The 19970-nt window shown below is 39.9% G+C and carries 18 protein-coding genes; 2 read left to right on the top strand and 16 right to left on the bottom strand.

The genetic code is table 11. The annotated features are described in order from the left end of the window. Positions 1-87: 87 nt before the first annotated feature. The 11 genes from argH to LMF89_RS15065 form a co-directional block, all read right to left on the bottom strand. A complete protein-coding gene (gene argH / locus LMF89_RS15015; protein WP_229535808.1) occupies positions 88-1503 on the bottom strand; it encodes an argininosuccinate lyase in 1416 nt (471 codons plus the stop codon). Next, on the bottom strand, positions 1500-2714 hold the full coding sequence (locus LMF89_RS15020) for an argininosuccinate synthase (RefSeq protein WP_229535809.1): 1215 nt from the start codon (positions 2712-2714) through the stop codon (positions 1500-1502). The genes argH and LMF89_RS15020 overlap by 4 nt, the downstream gene beginning before the upstream one ends. 28 nt (positions 2715-2742) lie before the next feature. Next, the gene (gene argF, locus LMF89_RS15025; protein WP_007961601.1) at positions 2743-3675 is read right to left on the bottom strand and encodes an ornithine carbamoyltransferase; all 933 of its coding nucleotides are present in this window, start codon (positions 3673-3675) and stop codon (positions 2743-2745) included. Between the two features lie 56 nt (positions 3676-3731). Then, entirely contained in the window at positions 3732-4922 is a 1191-nt protein-coding gene (locus LMF89_RS15030; RefSeq protein ID WP_229535810.1) for an acetylornithine transaminase, read from the bottom strand. Positions 4923-4965: 43 nt separating this feature from the next. Next, positions 4966-5850 carry an acetylglutamate kinase gene (gene argB / locus LMF89_RS15035; protein WP_007961599.1) on the bottom strand — a complete coding sequence of 295 codons (885 nt, stop codon included), beginning with the start codon at positions 5848-5850 and terminating at the stop codon, positions 4966-4968. A 12-nt stretch (positions 5851-5862) separates the two neighbouring features. Then, the gene (gene argJ, locus LMF89_RS15040; RefSeq protein WP_007961597.1) at positions 5863-7068 is read right to left on the bottom strand and encodes a bifunctional glutamate N-acetyltransferase/amino-acid acetyltransferase ArgJ; all 1206 of its coding nucleotides are present in this window, start codon (positions 7066-7068) and stop codon (positions 5863-5865) included. Between the two features lie 31 nt (positions 7069-7099). Beyond that, positions 7100-8131, bottom strand: a complete 1032-nt coding sequence (argC, locus tag LMF89_RS15045; RefSeq protein WP_229535811.1) for an N-acetyl-gamma-glutamyl-phosphate reductase — start codon at positions 8129-8131, stop codon at positions 7100-7102. 138 nt (positions 8132-8269) lie between these two features. Continuing rightward, entirely contained in the window at positions 8270-10585 is a 2316-nt protein-coding gene (locus LMF89_RS15050) for a diguanylate cyclase domain-containing protein (protein ID WP_229535812.1), read from the bottom strand. A 355-nt stretch (positions 10586-10940) separates the two neighbouring features. Next, on the bottom strand, positions 10941-11399 hold the full coding sequence (locus tag LMF89_RS15055) for a YbaK/EbsC family protein (protein ID WP_229535813.1): 459 nt from the start codon (positions 11397-11399) through the stop codon (positions 10941-10943). A 190-nt stretch (positions 11400-11589) separates the two neighbouring features. Continuing rightward, entirely contained in the window at positions 11590-12447 is an 858-nt protein-coding gene (gene amrB, locus LMF89_RS15060) for an AmmeMemoRadiSam system protein B (RefSeq protein ID WP_229535814.1), read from the bottom strand. Between the two features lie 131 nt (positions 12448-12578). Continuing rightward, a complete protein-coding gene (locus tag LMF89_RS15065) occupies positions 12579-13295 on the bottom strand; it encodes an N-acetylmuramoyl-L-alanine amidase (RefSeq protein ID WP_229535815.1) in 717 nt (238 codons plus the stop codon). A gap of 198 nt (positions 13296-13493) precedes the next feature. Here LMF89_RS15065 and LMF89_RS15070 point away from each other — a divergent pair, with 198 nt between their 5' ends. Continuing rightward, the gene (locus tag LMF89_RS15070; RefSeq protein WP_229535816.1) at positions 13494-14258 is read left to right on the top strand and encodes a transglycosylase domain-containing protein; all 765 of its coding nucleotides are present in this window, start codon (positions 13494-13496) and stop codon (positions 14256-14258) included. Positions 14259-14960: 702 nt separating this feature from the next. Here LMF89_RS15070 and LMF89_RS15075 read toward each other — a convergent pair. From LMF89_RS15075 to LMF89_RS15085, 3 genes are all read right to left on the bottom strand, one after another. Then, complete coding sequence (locus LMF89_RS15075) at positions 14961-15671, bottom strand: 4'-phosphopantetheinyl transferase family protein (RefSeq protein ID WP_229535817.1); 711 nt, start codon at positions 15669-15671, stop codon at positions 14961-14963. A gap of 191 nt (positions 15672-15862) precedes the next feature. Beyond that, the gene (locus LMF89_RS15080) at positions 15863-16297 is read right to left on the bottom strand and encodes a hypothetical protein (protein WP_229535818.1); all 435 of its coding nucleotides are present in this window, start codon (positions 16295-16297) and stop codon (positions 15863-15865) included. Between the two features lie 20 nt (positions 16298-16317). Further along, a complete protein-coding gene (locus LMF89_RS15085) occupies positions 16318-16866 on the bottom strand; it encodes a LytTR family DNA-binding domain-containing protein (protein WP_229535819.1) in 549 nt (182 codons plus the stop codon). Positions 16867-17274: 408 nt separating this feature from the next. Between LMF89_RS15085 and LMF89_RS15090 the strand changes: the two genes are divergently transcribed. Next, positions 17275-17466 (top strand): hypothetical protein, encoded by a 192-nt coding sequence (locus LMF89_RS15090; RefSeq protein ID WP_229535820.1) that lies wholly within the window; start codon positions 17275-17277, stop codon positions 17464-17466. Positions 17467-18069: 603 nt separating this feature from the next. On the opposite strand, the gene LMF89_RS15095 is transcribed toward LMF89_RS15090, so the two are convergent. After that, complete coding sequence (locus tag LMF89_RS15095; protein WP_229535821.1) at positions 18070-18633, bottom strand: flavodoxin family protein; 564 nt, start codon at positions 18631-18633, stop codon at positions 18070-18072. A gap of 330 nt (positions 18634-18963) precedes the next feature. Continuing rightward, complete coding sequence (locus LMF89_RS15100) at positions 18964-19821, bottom strand: SDR family NAD(P)-dependent oxidoreductase (protein ID WP_229535822.1); 858 nt, start codon at positions 19819-19821, stop codon at positions 18964-18966. Between the last annotated feature and the right edge of the window lie 149 nt (positions 19822-19970).

A 19970-nucleotide genomic window follows, 5' to 3' on the forward strand; every position in this document is an offset into this window, starting at 1 on the left:
TCGTCTTAATAGGAATTAAGAAAGCGGCTGCTTTCTTCCTCCAAAAACGCTTTACAGGGTCTGCTAAATTGCTCTAATTTATGGTTATTATATATTGCCTTTTGTATACATGTCAAGTACACTTTGTTGCTTCGTCAAGATATCTTGAGCTACCGTAAATTGCTGTTTTACTCCAGTGGACGAAGTTCCGCCATAAGAATTCCGAGCATCCACACAAGTTTCCACTTTTATGGCTTCAAGAATATCAGTTTCAAACAGAGGGGAAAATTCTTTAAACTCAGCTAAGGATAAGTCCATCAGCCACTTATTAGTACCTAAGCAATAGGCCACTGATTTTCCTACGACTTCATGAGCCTGACGGAAAGGCAAGCCTTTTTTCACCAGATAATCGGCCATATCCGTAGCGTTGGAAAAATCATTACGTACCGCGGAGCCCATAACTTCTTCATTTACTTTCATTGCTCTTAGCATCGAGGCATAAACACTTAAACTAAATTTTAATGTATCAATGGTATCAAACATACCTTCTTTGTCTTCCTGCAAGTCCTTATTATAGGCCAATGGCAACCCTTTGGCTGTGGTCAATAAGGCCATTAAATGACCAAAAACCCGCCCGGTTTTCCCACGGACCAATTCTGCCACATCGGGGTTCTTCTTCTGCGGCATAATGCTAGAGCCAGTACAATGACTGTCATCTAATTCAATAAAGGAAAACTCTGTTGAAGACCATAAAATAATCTCTTCACTGATTCGGCTAAGGTGCATCATGAGAATCGAGGCAAAGGATAAGAACTCTAAAATATAGTCTCGATCACTTACTGCATCCATACTATTTTCATATACTTGACTAAAATTAAGCTGCTCTGCCACAAAGTGCCTATCAATGGGAAAAGTAGTACCAGCCAACGCTCCTGCTCCTAATGGCAGAATGTCTGTTCCTTCCCATACACCTTTTAGTCGTCTAAAGTCACGGGTTAACATGGAAAAGTACGCCATCATATGATGAGAGAAAAGAATAGGCTGTGCCCTTTGCAGGTGAGTATAGCCAGGCATAACCACACCTTGGTATTTTTGCGCCACGTCTACAATGGCCTGCTGCAAATCTTGCAGTAAGGTACCGATCGCTGCAATTTCGTGCTTCAAATACATATGGGTATCTAAGGCAACTTGGTCATTACGGCTGCGAGCGGTATGAAGTTTTCCTCCCACCGATCCGATGCGTTCTGTTAAGCGTTTTTCAATATTCATATGGATGTCTTCCAAGGAAATTTCGAAACTAAAATTACCAGCTTCAATATCTGTTAATATGGTTTTAAGTCCTTCAATAATCGTATCTGCTTCTTCCTTGGCAATAATGCCGCACTTGGCCAGCATCGCAGCATGAGCAATGCTCCCTGCAATATCTTCTGCGTACATACGCTTATCAAAAGAAATGGAGGAGGTAAATTCCTCCACCATTACATCTGTATTTTTGGCAAATCTACCGCCCCATAACTTACTCATTTCTTTTCCGCCTCTTTCAGCATTAGTGCTCTGACTTTTAATGGCAAGCCGAAAAGGTTAATAAATCCTTCTGCATCTTTCTGGTTATACACTTCATCACGACCAAAGGTTACGAATCCTTCATGGTATAAAGAGTATGGAGATTTAGATCCAGCACTCATAATATTACCTTTGTATAATTTCAAACGAACCGTACCGGTTACCGTCTGCTGCGTGGAATCAACAAATGAGTCCAAGGCTTCTTTTAATGGAGAAAACCACATGCCATCATATACAAGTTCTGCATAGCGGATCGCGACTTGTTCTTTATAATGCATCGTTGCCCGATCCAAGGTCAAATATTCTAATTCCCGATGTGCATAGTACAAAATAGATCCGCCTGGATTTTCATATACGCCGCGAGATTTCATGCCTACCAAACGATTCTCTACGATATCTGTAATCCCGATACCATGCTGGGCACCAAGAATATTTAATTTCTCTAATAGTGCCACGGCGCCAAGTTTTTCACCATCAACGGCTACTGGAATACCTTTCTCAAAGCAGATATCTACATAAACCGCTTTATCCGGTGCATTCTCAGGAGATTTTGATACCAGATATACATCATCCATTGGTTCATTTGCTGGATTTTCTAAATCTGCACCTTCATGACTTAAATGCCAGATATTACGATCCATGCTGTAAGGACGGCTTTTTGCTACGGGAATGGGAATGTTGTGTTTTTCAGCATAATCAAAGGCATCTTCACGGGAACGAATATCCCAAAGTCTCCAAGGAGCAATAATTTTCAAATGAGGTGCTAATGCTTTTACGGTAAGTTCAAAACGTACTTGGTCGTTACCTTTACCTGTCGCACCATGGGCGATGGCATCTGCCCCTTCTTTTTCCGCAATGGCGACTAAGGCTTTCGCAATAATCGGTCTCGCAAAAGAAGTACCTAACAAATATTTCCCTTCATATACAGCACCAGCCTTCAAAGTAGGCCAAACATAACTTTCCACAAACTCTTGTTTTAAATCTTCGATATATACTTTACTGGCTCCAGATTTAAGGGCCTTATCGTGAACAGGTGCTAATTCATCCCCTTGACCGACATCCGCACACATAGCAATTACTTCGCAGTTATAGTTTTCTTTCAGCCACGGAATAATAACTGAAGTATCCAATCCTCCAGAATAGGCCAATACTACTTTTTTAATTTCACTCATCTTTGTAATCCCCCTTATGTAACATTTTCTATTTTCCCATTAATAATACCATAATTGCTTTTTGTACATGCAAACGATTTTCTGCCTGATCGAAGACAACAGATTGCTTGCTTTCCAGAACTTCCTCCGTAATTTCTTCTCCTCTATGGGCTGGCAGGCAGTGTAAAACGATGGCATCTTTTTTGGCAACATTCATTACGTTTTGATTGATCTGGTAATTGACAAATACTTCTCGTCTGTCTTCTTGTTCGATCTCCTTGCCCATACTTGCCCATACATCGGTATACAACACATCTGCATCTTTAGCAGCTTCAAGAGGATCTTCACACAATACAATCTTACTGCCAGTCTCGGCTGCAACGGTTAAAGCCTCCGCTACAATAGCAGCATCTGGTTCATAACCTTTTGGTGTAGCAATGGAAATATCCATACCGACTTTTGCACAAGCCTGCAACAAGGAATTTACCATGTTGTTGCCGTCACCAATATAAACCATCTTTAACCCTTGCAGCCTTCCTTTATGTTCTAAGACCGTGAATATATCTGTTAACGCTTGGCAAGGATGCATCAAATCTGTGAGAGCATTAATCACTGGTATCGTAGCAAACTGAGCCAGTTCGATCACTTCATCATGGGAAAAAGTGCGAATCATGATGCCATCTACATACCGTGATAATACACGGGCAGTATCTTTGACAGGTTCCCCTCGGCCAATTTGCATATCATTGGCATTTAGAAATAACGCTGCACCGCCTAGCTGCCACATACCTACTTCAAAAGAGACTCTGGTACGGGTCGATGCTTTTTGAAAGATCATTCCCAGCGTTTTTCCTTTTAGCAAATGATGTTGTTCACCGTTTTTCAACTGTGTTTTTAGCGTTTTAGCCAAGTCCAATATGTCATTGATTTCTTTTGTCGACAAATCATGAATAGATAATAAATCCTTCACCTCTATACCCACAACAATAACCCCCATACATAGTTATATCATCCTTGCAATATAACTTTCTTTTATTCTTATATTTCAGCCAGCACTGCATCCAGCACAGCCAATACTTCATCCACATGAGCACGCTCAATGGTAAGCGGTGGAACAAATCGTAATACATCACCTGCGGTGCAGTTGATAATCACACCTTTTGCCAAACAAGCATTTACAATATCTCTGCCGGGAAGAGTTAACTGCACCCCGAGCATCAGACCTTTACCACGTACCTGGGTAATTAACTTAGGATACTTAGCTTGTAAGACTAGCAAGCCTTTTGCAAAGTAGTTTCCTAATTTTTTGGCATTTGCCAGCAATCCTTCTTCCTTAATCGCCAATAGTACAGCATTAGCAGCCGCACAAGCCAGTGGATTACCGCCAAAGGTGGAACCATGGTCACCGCTGGTAAAAACAGAAGCTACTTTATCACTGGCAATAAACGCACCAATGGGCACGCCGCCTCCTAATCCTTTTGCTAATGTGACGATATCAGGGACAATGCCATATTGCTCATAAGCAAACATCGTACCAGTACGTCCCATACCTGTTTGGATTTCATCGAGTATAAGCAGTATTTCCTTTTCATTACACAACTGGCGTACTTGCTGTAAATACGTTTCATCCGGCATGTTGATGCCGCCTTCCCCTTGAATGGGTTCAAGAAGAATCGCACAAGTTTTTTCCGTTACAGCAGCTTTAAGAGCCTCTATATCATTAAAAGGCACATAGTTAAAGCCACCAGGCAGAGGTTCGTACCCTTTCTGATATTTAGGCTGGGCAGTGGCAGTAAGAGTCGCTAACGTTCGTCCATGAAAACAATGCTGAGCACTAATAATCTCGACTTTATCTGCATTTATTTTTTTTGCATACTTGCGAGCTAGTTTTATGGCGCCTTCATTGGCCTCGGCACCGCTGTTTGCCATAAAAACTTTCCCCAGACCACTGACTTTCGCTAAACTTTCCACCAATTTTGCCTGCACTTCTGTGTAGTATAAATTGGAGCAATGAATCAATTTTCCAGCCTGCTGGCTAATCGCTGCCACTAAGGCAGGATGCCCATGGCCTAGCACATTTACTGCAATACCAGCTAGAAAATCCAAGTACTTCTTACCGTCATTATCATACACATACGGACCCTCACCGTGTGATAATGCAATGCTATAACGGGCAAATACCGGCATGTAATTGTCATCAACAGTTTGAATAATCTCTTGTGTTTTCATATCGTTACGTCCTCCTTCATGTAAAATTTTTTCAAACACCCTTTTATTTTACAACCTGTGTACCGATACCTTGAGAAGTAAATATTTCAAGTAATATGGAATGAGGCTGTCTTCCGTCAATAATATGTGTTTTTCCAGTGCCACCCTGCAACGCTTTGATGCATGTTTCTACCTTAGGAATCATGCCGCCTCCGATACTTCCTTGTGCGATCATCTGTTGGGCTTCCTCAAGAGATAAAGAGGAGATAAAGGAGCCTTTATCTTGATAATCGCGATAAATCCCTTCTACATCTGTTAACATTATTAGTTTTTCGGCCCCCAGAGCACCCGCGACTTCGCCCGCTACATAATCGGCATTAATGTTGTAGCTTTCACCGTTTTTCCCTACTCCAATGGGTGCAATAACAGGAATGTAACCGCTGTCGATAAGGGTATTGAGTATATTGGTATTGATTGATTCTACTTCTCCCACAAACCCAATGTCTACCATGCTGATTCCACCATTTTCATGTACTTCAGCAAAATGTTTTTTTGCAAGTATCAAGTTGGCATCTTTCCCGCTTAAGCCTACTGCTTTGGATCCATGGCGATTCAGCAAGTTCACAATTTCTGTATTAATTTTACCAACAAGCACCATTTCTGCAATGGATACAGTTTCTTCGTCTGTTACCCTAAGACCACTGATAAACTCTGTCTTTTTACCGAATTTATTTAAAACACTGGTAATTTCCGGACCACCGCCATGAACAACGATGGGTCTCATTCCTACATATTTTAATAATGTAATATCTTGAATTACACTATTTTTCAATTCACTATTAATCATGGCATTACCGCCATATTTAATTACCACTGTTTTGCCATAAAAATCCTGCATATATGGCAAGGTTTCAATTAATACGGCAGCAGTTTCCAAGGAATTTTTCACATTTCTACCTCCTTATGTATGGTATTCTCCGTTAATTTTTACATATTCATAAGAAAAATCACAAGTCCACATCGTAGCTTCTGCTTGGCCTAATCCTAAGTCCACAACGACTCTAATATCATGTTCAGCCATAATTTTTTTTAATTCAAGTTCGTCAATTGTAACACCTAGACCTTGTTTTACAATGGTCAAATCACCAATGGACAAGGATATTTTAGTAGGATCTGCCGCTGCTTCTGAATAACCTACAGCACATAAAATTCGTCCCCAATTGGCATCTTCACCAAAGAATGCGGTTTTAACCAACGGTGATTTCGCAATCGCCATGGCAGTCTTTTTCGCATCGGCAAAACTGGCAGCTCCTGTTACATTCAGTTCCAAGAACTTGGTTGCACCTTCACCGTCAACAACAATTTTTTTTGCTAAATAAATGCATACTTCTGTGAGTATTTTTGTAAAGGCAGCGTAATCCTCATTCTTAGTCTCAATCTTTTTATTGCCTGCCAAGCCATTTGCCAGTACGGTTGCCATATCATTCGTACTAGTATCTCCATCTACAGAAATCATATTAAACGATACATTCACAGCATCTGTCAACGCTTGTTTCAGCAGAGCCGGAGCAATAGCAGCATCAGTTGTAATAAATGCCAGCATCGTAGCCATATTAGGGTGAATCATTCCTGATCCCTTGGCAATACCAGCAATACGTACAGGCACACCCCCTAGCTTAAATTCATAAGCACAATGCTTTTGAAACGTATCCGTAGTCATAATCGCCTGGGTAGAATAATCTTGTTCATCTGGACCTAACTGGGCAACAGCCGCTTTTATGCCCGCTGTTACTTTCTCCATTGGCAGTGTCACTCCAATAATACCTGTAGATGCCACTAGAACATCTTCCTTTGGTATGCTTAGAAGATCGGCTGTAATTTGAGCCATCGCATTGGCGTCAGAAAGTCCCTGTTCACCCGTGCAAGCATTGGCACATCCAGAATTCACAACAATCGCAGAAGCAATACCGCTTTCAAAAGCTAAACGAGATACAGCCACTGGAGCTGCTGCCATGGTATTAGTCGTACATACTCCTGCCACACTAGCAGGTACTGTACTGTAAATGACTGCTACATCATGTTTACCGCTCTTTTTTATCCCTGCCTGCACTCCAGCAGCCTTAAATCCTTTAGGTGCTGTAATACCGCCTTTAATTTCTGTATACATGTAAGAAACCTCCTTATAATTCCAAGCTAATTCAAGGGTATAACGCAACTTGCTTTAAGCCGCTGCCTTCGTCCAAACCAAACATTACATTTAAATTCTGTACAGCCTGACCTGCTGCACCTTTTACTAAATTATCAATCGCCGATACCACAATGACTCTGTTGGTACGAGAATCGATGTGCCAGCCTAAATCACAGAAATTAGACCCTCGCGTATGCTTCACAGCAGGATACCCGCCCCGTCCTAAGAGCCTGATAAAGAATTCTTGACCATACATCTCATAAAATGCCTGATCAACGTCTTCCGGTTTTACTCCTTCTTGCAAGGTAGCATAGCAAGTACTCAAGATTCCTCGTGACATGGGAATCAAATGAGGTGTAAAGCTAATCAGAGAATCCTGACCGGAAATCTCCTGCAATGCCTGTTCAATCTCAGGTGTATGACGATGCCCTGCAATACTATAAGCTTTCAGATTTTCAGCCATCTCTGCCATATGAACGTTCTGACTGAGTCCGCGTCCCGCACCGGAAACGCCTGATTTAGCATCTACTACAATATTTTTAGTATCAATTAAATGGGATTTTGCCAAAGGAGCCAAGGCTAAAATACTAGCCGTAGTATAACAACCTGCATTACCTACAATACTGGCCGTCTTGATTTTCTGACGATATAGTTCTGTCAGCCCGTATACCGCACCGGAATTACGGTGAGTATGTTCTACTTTATACCAAGCTTCATATATGGATTCATCATGAAAACGATAATCAGCTCCTAAATCAATCACTTTTATGCCTTGTTCTGCCAATGGTCTGCCAATAGCCATGGCATGACCATGAGGCAAACCAATAAATACCGCCTGACTATCAGCAAATTGGTCAAGATCGTTCATGCTCGTTAATTTTTTATCATAAAACCCCACCAGATGAGGATATATTTCTGCAATGCTCGTACCCGTGTGACTTTCTGAGGTAATCGCAGCAACCTCTACTTCTGGATGATTGCTTAAAATACGTAATAATTCCGCTCCAGCATACCCTGTTGCACCGATGACGCTTACTTTCATTACCGTCCCCCCTTATAATGTTATAATTATACATTATACATGCATAATAATGCAATAACTTTTTTACGCTATTTGCTCTTATTTCTCGAATGATTTAGGATGATCCTGTCCACCTTATTATTCTCTTTCATTATAAAATCATGATTCGATTCTATTTTTTTCATCACAAGCTCCCATGATCTCACAGAACTTTTCAATAAGCATAGGATCAAATTGTGTTCCTGCACAGCGTTTTAGTTCCTCAATTGCTTTGTCATGAGGCATACCTTTGCGATAGGGACGATCATTTGTCATCGCATCATACGCATCGGCAATTGCAAGTATACGGCACTCAATGGGAATATCTTCACCTGCAATACCTAATGGATAGCCAGTGCCATCCCACCATTCCTGATGCTTCAAAATCCAATCGGCAATCGAAGTAAGATCCGGTGCGGATAAAGCAATCCGCTGACCGATTTCACAATGCCTTCGCATTTCCATCGCTTCCTCAGGAGTGAGTGGCTCTTCCTTCATTAAAATTTTCTCCGATATACCTACCTTCCCAATATCATGAAATTGAGCTAAAAGACGCATATCACGTATTTTTCTTTCCGATAGACCAATTGCCTTAGCAAGACTTGATACCATATCCTGTAGGCGATCTCCGTGACCATCGATAATAAAATCCCGTTCTGCCAGAAGATTGACAACGGTTTGTACAATTGCACTGCGTGCCTTTTGTCCGCGGTGCAGCTTTTCTCGATACATATTATTATCTGCTTCTTTAAATAGCTCTCTCATCGTCATAGAAGGTCCGCTGCTGATAGCAAACCCGATGGATAAACTAACGGGTACATCCTGATTTGATTCATTATTCATCCGGATTCCATTTTTTAATCGCTGGCAAGCTTCTTCCATGTGCTCTCTTGTAATATTCTCCATAATTACAACAAATTCATCACCACCGACTCTTGATACCACATCACCATCACGGAAGCTATTCTTAAAAATACTGGCAGCATTAATGAGCATTTGGTCACCGCTCTCATGACCTAATGTATCATTTACTAATTTTAAACCATCCAAATCACATACCATTAAGCCGACTGCCCCACTGCGGCGCATGTCTAAGCGTCGTATTTCTTCTTCAAAATAGGATCTGGCATATAGCCCTGTAAGTGAATCGTGGAAGGTCACATAACGCAATCGTTCTTCTGTTTTCTTGCGCTCTGATATGTCATGAGCAATAATAAAGAAAAATTGTTTTGTCCGCAAGCCAATAAGAGTCATGCGAACTTCCACATCTCGAATTTCCCCATTGGCTAGTCGATGCTTAAACTCCCACTGTCCGCTTTTTTCCTGAAATGCTTTCGTAAGCACCTCTCGTATTTCAGTTGTGGAAAGAAGATTTAGATGAGTGATCTTCATTTGTTTAAAGGTTTCTAGTGAGTAGCCATAGAATTTTTGAGCAGCTTCATTGGCATTTAAAATGTCGTAGGTCTCTGGGTCCACAAGATACATGATGACCTCTTGTTTGGTAAACATTTGCCGAAATTGCTCTTCGCTTTCTATTAAACTTTCTTCACTGCAATGAAGGGATGTTTGGACTTCTCGAGAATAAATTAAAAACCATACTAAGGCAGCGGAGCAAATCGCTAGGAATCCGCCAATCAGCCAAATCCAGATAAAGGCTGGGCTATATCGTTCCCAGCCTTTAGTCGGTACAGCAGCTAACTGCCAAAGTCCATTAGCAACTTTTACATTTATAATCACTGGATTTTCTAAGAAGATTCCTTCCTCACCCCAAAAGACTCCGCCATCTTTACCAAGTCCATCACGACCGCGTACAGCAAACTTCAGCATAGACGACTGATCATATAGTCCGGCTTCTGCAAACAACCGTTCTTGAGACAAGGCTAAGCTAACCTGTCCCCAATAAACCGCTTCGGTTTTACCTTGGGGAGTCCAATAAATGGGCGTACGACTAATAAGTCCTACTCCACCTTCAATCAGCTGAATGGGACCTGCAATGATCATACTTCTACTCTCTATCACCTGCTGCAACGCTCTATTTTGATCTGGCAGTAAAGACAAATCAATTCCTATCATCTTTTCGTTACCTTCCAAAGGATAGATATGAGTAATTTTATTGTTCTGAATTAAGGTAAAATTATTTATTCCAGAAAGTTGAGGCATAAATTCTGCACCAAACCGATTCACCTCTTCTTGGGTAATCTTGTGCTGAGGATCCATTTCAAGGCGAGTCAATATAAAAGCAATGAGTCCCTTTTCAAGAAACAGCCTCGCATGCAATCCACCTTCTAATCTAGCCTGGCTAGCTCTCAACTGACCTAACACTTCTGCCCGGACCTTTTCTTGATATTGCTGTTGTTCACTCTTTGTAAAAACATACACGCCAAAAAGAATGGTAGCCATAGTTAGGAAAGCTAAAAAAGAAGCTTTTAGTTTCATCTTCGCCTCCACAACAATTTATAGTCTCTGCTGTCATTTAAATCGAAAGAATAAGGTCACGACGTTTGATAGAATATTGATAGAATTAATAAGCTGTCGCACATAAGCTCTATTTTCGACAATTTTCCCTAAAACCCTGCGTTTTTTTCAGGCAAAAAAATAGTATGCCATTGGTTTTATTCTCATGAAAATGAAGGAACCACTCTCACATGAAGAGTAGTTCCTAAACTGAAATTTATCATATGTGTTATACAATAAACTAAAAGTATCCGTGCTTCATACTTCATATCAACTACTAGCCATTATTATACAATATCTTCCTAGGCAATGACAAATATAAGTGCATAAATCGATTTTAACAACAAACGTCGATAATTTTGGCTCCTGTAATTTCACATAAACGCTCTGGACTCACAGGCAGGGCAGAATTAGCAGTCCCTGCAGCTGCATACACCGTATCAAAATCCCATAAACTTTGATCGAGATACAAGGGAATATCGCTTATTAACCCAATCGGTGATACACCACCTGGTAAAAAACCAGTAGCATCTTCCACCGTCTTCGCATCTGCAAAACGAATTTTTTTAACCTCTAATTCTTTTGCTAGTTTTTTTGTATTGATCTTCTTATCTCCACAAGTTACTACTAATACAGGTTGTCCATCTGCAAGAAATACCAAGGTTTTAGCAATTTGTGCTGGCGCAACTCCTAATGCCTGAGCAGCTAAATCCGCTGTATGCGTACTTTTATCAAATAAAACTATTTCTAAGTCAGGATAGTGACTTACGAATTCTTTAACACGTTCTAATGACATCGCTTCTTCTCTCCTTTTTTAAGCAACAACATGAGCAGGCATCCAAATCATTTTTTAATGATTATATAAAAAATGTTAAATACTTGCATTATATCGTATCATATACCTTTATTTTCATTATAGCAAATACTCTATAATCTAAAAGATTATAGAGTATTTGACCGCCATTTCCATATTTCCTTCTCCATCCTCAATGCTTTGTACTGGGTGTCTCTTTTGGCTTGTGTTGAAGGGTGATTAAGGACACACCGTAGCCAATACCAAGGGGTGCCTCATAGGATAGGGTTTCTCCAGTAGCATTAAGACCACCCACCACTCCCATTAGGAAAAAGATCGACCGCAAGCTGCATTCTTTTGCAGCTGCTACTACCTCTCGGTCCATTTGTAATAGTGCTTTTATATTTAGCTTTTCAACTGCCTCCATAACCTTGTGGTCAAATTCACGCCCCTTAGCATGATCGCTTAATGCATCATCGGCTGGTACGCAATGAGACAAGTTACCAGAAGCAATGACTGCAACCCGTTTATCTACAGAACTAATCGCAGCTTGCACAGCTTTGCCAAAGGTATACACTTCTTCATAGGATAACATCCCTACTGAAATATGTACTAATTGCCCTTTAAACCCGGCTTTCGTCAAATAATAGAGAGGTACAAGTGCTCCATGATCTAATTCTAAACGGATTCCATGATTCTTGGCTTCATCATCCGTCAATTCGACAATATTCACACCTAAGCGATCGGCTTTTTTTAATATATGCCGCACAAGTAATCCATCTGTTTCAAATCCTAGAACAACATCAGGAGCACCAAAAGCGGCAAAGCTCCCTTTAAGCCTGGGATGAACACTGATACTTACAGCATCTTCAAACGCAGGACCATGGGGTGTAATTAAAATAATCGTTTGAGGATTACATTCCTTAATCTTTTTTGCAGCTTCCGCAGCAGCAGCAATTGTATTTTTTATTTTATCCAGCTCGCCATTCCCCACTTCAGGAATCATACTAGAAGGATGAGGCATAAGAGCACAAATTTCTAAATTTTTCATATAACGGCTCCTTTTCGTCTTTAGAAAATACTAATCATCGCTGAATCTACCATGCATCTTAAACATCACGTCCAAAGGATACGCGCAGCTGTAACCACTGCTAAAATTGATCTCTCCTGCACTACTCTTCTTTATCTTGCCGCATTTTTATAGAAATGATACGCCAATGCCTTTGCAATATTCTCCACCATCTTCTGTTGGTAATGATCATCTGTCAATAAAGATGCTTCTTCCTGATTGGTTAAATATCCTGCTTCAACTAACACACCTGGTATATTGATTTCATTCAATAATAAAATGTGCAAATCCTCTTTTACCTGACGTTTATTTCCTGGGGGAAACTCTTTTAATACATGCTGCAACCGTGTTGCTAATGCCTTATTCATTTCAAATTTAGGATTATAAAATACTTGTGCACCTGATAAACTAGCTCCTCGATACGCATTGCAATGAATGCTTACATACAGCTCTGCACCTGAATGATTAATGATTTTAGCACGTTCTAATAAATCATTGCGTTTACCGCCCTTACCTTTCGTATAATAATCCACATCAGTTTCTCTTGTGAGTATAACCTTCGCTCCATATTGCTGCAGAAGGCTCGCTAATTTTGTAGAAATGGTTAAGGTAATCTCTTTCTCATCTACGTTATTCGCATTTGCCCCACTATCAATGCCACCGTGCCCAGGATCAATCGCAATCGTATGCCCAGCCAATACTGACATGTCCACATTTTCGAAATCATCGCCTATTATATACTGCATTGCTAAAAAATGAAGTACAACCATAGTAACGCTTAACATGATGACTCTCTTCACACTGGCTTTTCGAACCAAAATGAGTCTCATATACACGAACAACTCCCTGCTTTCAAAAACTCCTCTATCCGATGACTAAGCCGCTCTAAGAATAAGGATAAGTGCGACCAATCAAGTCTTCTTTATATCCTTATGCTTCCCTTTTTAGAATTATACAAGGAAAGCACATATAGCCAAACCCCATATAGTGAGGTAAAATAACACTAATGACATATAAGGAGGCTACCAATGAGGTTTCGTAGATTGATATTACTATCGATACTATTATTTGCTCTATCCTTTGGATGGGCTGGCGGCACCGATTACATAACTGGACTTCTCCCTGCGCTCCCCTCTTCCCAAAGAATAACTACTCATTTAGCAAGTTCATGGGAACGCACCTATCGCATGATTGCCCTAAAAAGTGCTGTCAATGAAAAACTCAATAAGACAAATTATATTACCATACAATATATTCCTCTAGCCATGCAGCAAAGTATTATTGCAGTAGAAGACAACCGGTTTTACCGCCATTACGGCTTTGATATTGAAGGTATCCTAAGAGCCATGTTAGTCAATATGCAAGCAGGAGGCTTCTCTGAAGGCGGCAGTACGATCACACAGCAACTGATTAAGAACTTATTTCTTACCCAAGAAAAAACCTATGGCCGCAAGGCCGAAGAATTTATTCTCGCCATGAATATGGAACTGCGGTATTCAAAGGAAGAAATCTTAGAAATGTATTTGAATACCATTTACTTTGGATCTGGTGCCTATGGCATAGGGGATGCAGCAAAAATTTACTTTGACAAAGCGCCTGTTAATCTTACGTTAGCAGAATGTTCTTTATTAGCAGGTCTCCCCACCGCTCCTTCCCTTAATTCTCCATACGTGGATTTTAATGCAGCAAAACAAAGACAAGCCATTGTGCTATCTGCAATGGCGCGGCAAGGATATATCGGTACCCAAACAGCAGAAGAAGCAAGACTTACGCCGATTAAACTGGCGAAATAATTGATGTTTTTTACACTATTCCTTGCAATCAGCAAAATAAAAAAACTAAAATATATTAAACGAATCGAAAGGAACCACAAAGACGCAAAGGACACAAAGTGGTCTAAAAAAAAAGAGGCCAACGGCCTCTTTTTTAGTTAAAATAATTTTTGATAGGTTTCCATTCTGGGTTGCTTGTATCCATATTGTCATGTACTGTCGTGCGTGAAGCGCGTTCAATGATAAATTCCCTAATATATGTATCTTCATCAATATTCTCAATATCTTTAATCAGACGACCTTCATCTTGGATGTTGAAGGCAACCAATGTATAATATTTACCGCCTGACAATTTCCCGAGCTTTACACTCTGAGATTCACTCCATAAGTGACTAACTGCTTACATCTCCAATCTTGCAAATAATAGCGGCTTAAAGTTTGTCACCAATTCTAAGAATTGATCTTAGCAAAGCAACTTCCGGAAGAAGTCCGAGAAAAGAAATTCATTATTAGATACAATAATTACTAAGTTTTATCTTTACTGAATATTGGGGGTAGAAAAATCCACACTCTTATGGTTTATGAGAACTACCTTTTTACAATTCCCAATATAATCTATGTTATTCATGAAAAACAATATTAATTAGGCAATTTTTTTTGAAATTAGTTCTATAATAACAGGGCTCATTCCTTTTATATAATCGTGCAATTTTCTAAACATGATTACTCGTTAAGATTAACAAATGTAAATTTTTCTTTGAGAGAACAAATATCCAAATTCATATGGGTTCTTGAAGGATAAGCGATTGCACTCATATAGCCTCCAATCGTAAATGCAATAACTCTGTATTGAGGAAAATTTTTATAATAACACATAATATCATTGTCTTGAAGTTCAATTTTGGAAATCTCCAAAACCTCAAACGGAGTCATTAAACCCGTTTTAAGAACTTTGGATAAGGCTTCCTTGGCTGTCCATAAAAGTGTGAGACCTGTTTCATAAGAAAGCGGCAGAACGTTAATCAGATCTTTTTCATCCTCTGTTATTTGTCTTTCTAAAACATCTCTGTTTTTTAAATTTATTTTTTCGAGATCAATTCCCATAGGATGAGCCTCCGGAAAAGCAATTGCTACCCCAAAATCATCACAATGGGTAATACTAACTTGAATATTCTGTTTATTAGATATTGTAATAGGTTGGCCAAATATACCGGATTTAATTATAATATTTGTTAAGTTTTCTTCATTAATTAGACTAGCTACCGCCTGTTTGGCAACAAAGCGCCCAATGAGGTAACTTCTGATTCGCTTTTCAAATTTTAATGTATCATAATAATTACGTTCCTGATTATGTAAGTACTGAATTATTCCTTCATATTCTACTGTACTTGAAAAACAACAACAACATATAGTTGCCTTAAATGTATTCTCCAATCTAGTTAAGATTACCTCATCAATATAAACATTAGGTTTGTGCATCTTATATTAATTGATACCTCCATTTTTGTTCCTTACTTTGGTTATCCATTTTTATTTAGAATCTATCGAAAATGAAAGAATATGTAAAGAATTTCACAGTACCTAAATAAGGTTGTAAAGAAAATAACTCTTTCCTTGCTTTTCTTCTACTCTAGCAGAGAACCATCACGGAGCTGTTCCTGTTTTTGGCGTAACCTTTCATTGACATAGATGAATTGTCGATAATTCACATAAGCCACCATCATCCCAAATATTTCGGCCACCGCCACCAAAATCACCACCTGTCCCCAAGGCAACCTGCCAATGTACTCAGTCGTGACTATTGTGCCCACCCCGACTAACACAAGTACTAGAATCCATAGTAATATCGGGTGTCGATAGTTATAATTGATCAGCAGTAGACAAATACTTCGGCTAAAAGTTCCAATAATTGCTCCAGCCAAAGTTGATGCCAGTAGAATATGCAACATCACTGGCTCATAAAGCCGCACAAAGAGCGCAGTCACTCCCACTAGCAATCCAATAACCCCTGACGCGACTGCTGTCCAACCATATGCCTTGATATTTTCTGTTCTATCCATACTTCACACTCCCATGTTAATTATAGTTCTAGAAACATCCGAAAGTCCTTTGCATATGTTCGCGATACTTCCATCTCCTTGTTACTTACCAGCCGGATAATATACCGACCACCAAACCAAGGAATAATTTCCCGAACGTTTACAATATTGACCAAAAGAGACTTGCTGATGCGGATGAACCCTTTCGAGCGCAACGAATGTTCCAGCTCATAGAGCTTGAATTTGACAATTAATCGCTGATCAGGCGTTACAATATACACCAAATTCCCCATAGCCTCAAAATACAAAATTCGGTCATGAGGAATAAGTTCATAAGTGTCCTTGTTCTCGCGCCAGCCACCAATCACCTGACGTAGACCCTCCCGTCGACCAGCCAATGTATCAAATAGATCCGTCAAATGTTCCAAGTCTTTCGGCGAAAAGATGATCACCACTCCCTGGTCTGGCTCCTCCTGCCCCCGTTCTACCAGCGCCACCTCACCTTTTTCTCCTACCACTAACCCCCGAGCAGTCAGGTGTTCTGTCAACAGCTGGTCAATGGAGCGAGAGCAAGACAGTCGAATATTCATCGTGTTCCCCCCCTTCATCCTCACCGCTTCTTCCAGCCAATTCAACAAGGCTGCCCGAAGGTTTCCTTATCCAATTAATAACATCTAGAATACCAACGTAATGATGGTAAATAATTCCGGCTATTGAACAACTCGTATAATGCAGGGTTACACGGTTCTCGCATTCTCGATTGCTGTTTAATACTAATAATTGCAACTTTACTCCCCCCCCCAGTGACTCGCCTTCATCTTAACAAATATATCCAAATATAGCAAACTCCCCTTGATAAGTGGCGAAAAAACGCTAGTAACTTGCTTATGGCAAGAATTGAAATTTTTTAGTAGCGCAGAAGGTCTATTATAATTTAATACTCTTCCCTGAAAGTAATATACTAATTTAAACGAAGTTAAGGCTTATGAGGTGGTTTGTTGGTATTATTAACAATTTCATCGGTGGGATTTGCAAGTCCGCTAAATGACTTTTCACAAGGGAAGATTGCCATTGATATTTCACTAAGACCAAATCCCAATTTAAAAATGACTGAAAAGACTAGTCCTTGGCCTAAAAATTTTGATGGGAAAAATAGCACAGAATATGATGGTAACATTTGGTTTAGGTAATAACTTTGCTTTTCAATATCACAAAGCTGACCTAAATTCTGACTATACCGAAAATATTTATGGAAATTTGTTCAAACATGATGGTAATGAAAAACTCACATAAGAAAAAATATCGTTTGGGACTACCCCGCTTTTGATAGACAATTGGAATAGTTAAATGAATGGTTCTTGCTCAAACTGCCTTGGGGTATTTATCCCCAAGGCAGAATATTTTTTCTGCCTATTATAAATATTCGATGTATTCGAATACGTTTTTTTTACCTAGTTCTCTACTTTTCAATAGTCCTGTACCTCGGTTTTATAAAAGAACTCATCCCAACTTTTTTCCCCTCTTTGTTAATACTTAGCCTTCCTCAAAGGGACATACTCCCTGTTAACGCTCTAGGCATAAAAATACCCCCTTAATAAACAAGTTATACGTTTAATCATACTTCCTGTCTACTAAGGGGGTAGCACACTATGTTCTCCACCATGCTTTCTGTCTACAACAGGAGTCTTTTTCTTTATTGTCTGAAATTAGGGATTCGGTTTTATCACAGTTCCATTTCTTATCCATATTAATAAAGGGTTAATTCTTGCTCTGTTAAAATTGAGTTACTAATACTAAATAATCGCTCTTGCCAATTTATCAGTAACTTCTTTGGCTCTATCGTTAAAATCAGGTTCACTACTAAGCGAGATGATATATTTCCCAACGGAATTGCATTTCAGTACGCCCATCATTGACCTGTCGAAAATTACCTGCACAAGGTCTGCATTCCCCTCGGTTGGTCCTCCGCAAGTAACTAGAAGCGCAACACGTTTGCCGTCAATAAATGATGTCTGATTGGGAGAGCCATAATCTATCGTCAGGCATAGATGCCTGTCAATCAGAGATTTTATCTGTGAAGTAAAGTCAAAAGCATATATCGGAGATGCATAAACAATAGCGTCTGCTGATATCATTCGCTCAAATATGGATACTGCATCATCTTTTAGTGCACAGCCAAGTTCATCCTGTTTTTGCATACAAGCTAAACACCCAACACATCCTTTGATAGTATAGTCAGTAAGGTGTATCCTTTCCACTTCATGACCTTTGGAAAGGATATTTTCTTCAAACATACTAAGTGCCTCTGCAGTTTTGCCATTTTTTTTCGGGCTTCCTAGAAGCGTTACTACCTTCATAAAAATTCCCCTTTCAATTCCTTTATATTTCAATTTTTTATTTTCTACTCCCCGAGCACTTGCAACTTCCCTCCCCCCAATAATGCTTTTATTATAACAACTATTTACATATATGACAATTTTAGTATGGTGAGTGGTAGAAAAATACAGATAACCTGCTTGTAATAGAAGTAAAAGACAACGTAGCGCTTAGAAAAGCTTCGGCGGGAGATAATTTTCCAGCTATTATTTCTTTAGATGATCCAAATATAATAACGAACTTACCACCTCTGGTCCCATCAGCGGCATAAGCAAACACTACGTTCCAGCCTATGTATGTATAGATCGCTGCTATGCTTGTCTAAAATCCTCGGCGGCCGTCCTTTGAAATAGGCGTAAATTTAACGTCGGAAATAATCGGTCAAACCACCAAAGAAATTTGTACTTCCACTGCATAACAATGATTGCTTCATTCTTGCCAATTGCATCTAATGCTTTAGCAGCAAAAATATCCGGAGACATCGGTTTAAATTTCTTAATCATTTGTCGTGTCTTCTCGACTTGCTCCGGTGATCGCTCCTGAAGGACTTTTCCATATTTCCCGCATTGATCAAGAATTGGAGTTTGAACATAACCAGGGCATAGAGCACTTACACGGATTCCTGCTTGTGCAGCTTCCATCCGCAGTGCCTTGGAAAGTCCAACAACGGCATGTTTAGTGGTAGTATAACCGATCTTACCCGGCATAGCTAACAAGCCAGCGAATGAGGCAGTATTGACGATATGCCCAAATCCTTGCTCCTGCATAACCGGGTACGCCGCCTGTACTCCGTGGATCACACCGCGGAGATTGACATCAATAATTTTATTCCAGTCTTCAATTCCATAAGCAGAAGCAGGACCTGACATAGTAATTCCGGCATTATTAAACATATAATCTAACCTGCCCGTACGTTTGACAGTTTCATAGATCAGGGCCTCAACGGCGCAGTAATCGACAATATTGAGTTCCGCTGCGGTTGCTTCCCCCCCCGCTTCCCGAATCTCAGCAGCAACTTCTTTCGCCAAATCTATTTGGCAATCAGCAAGAATGACTTCACATCCCCGTCTTGCTAGTTCCCTACCAAAAGCTGCACCAATCCCAGATGCACCACCAGTAATAATCGCAACTGATCCATTAAAAACTCCATTTTTTTTGTCCAATTTCATATAGAACCTCCATAAAAACATTTTAGAGCATACTGTCTCAAAAGATTGTTTGAACATATTGAAGTGTTCTTACAACTAACTTTTTAACTATTACTTTGGGTAAACCCTAGTCAGTTTAGTAAAAATGCCTAGTTGGGTAGGACTACCAT

It is taken from the genome of Pelosinus baikalensis (assembly GCF_020819555.1).
Taxonomy (GTDB): domain Bacteria; phylum Bacillota; class Negativicutes; order DSM-13327; family DSM-13327; genus Pelosinus; species Pelosinus baikalensis.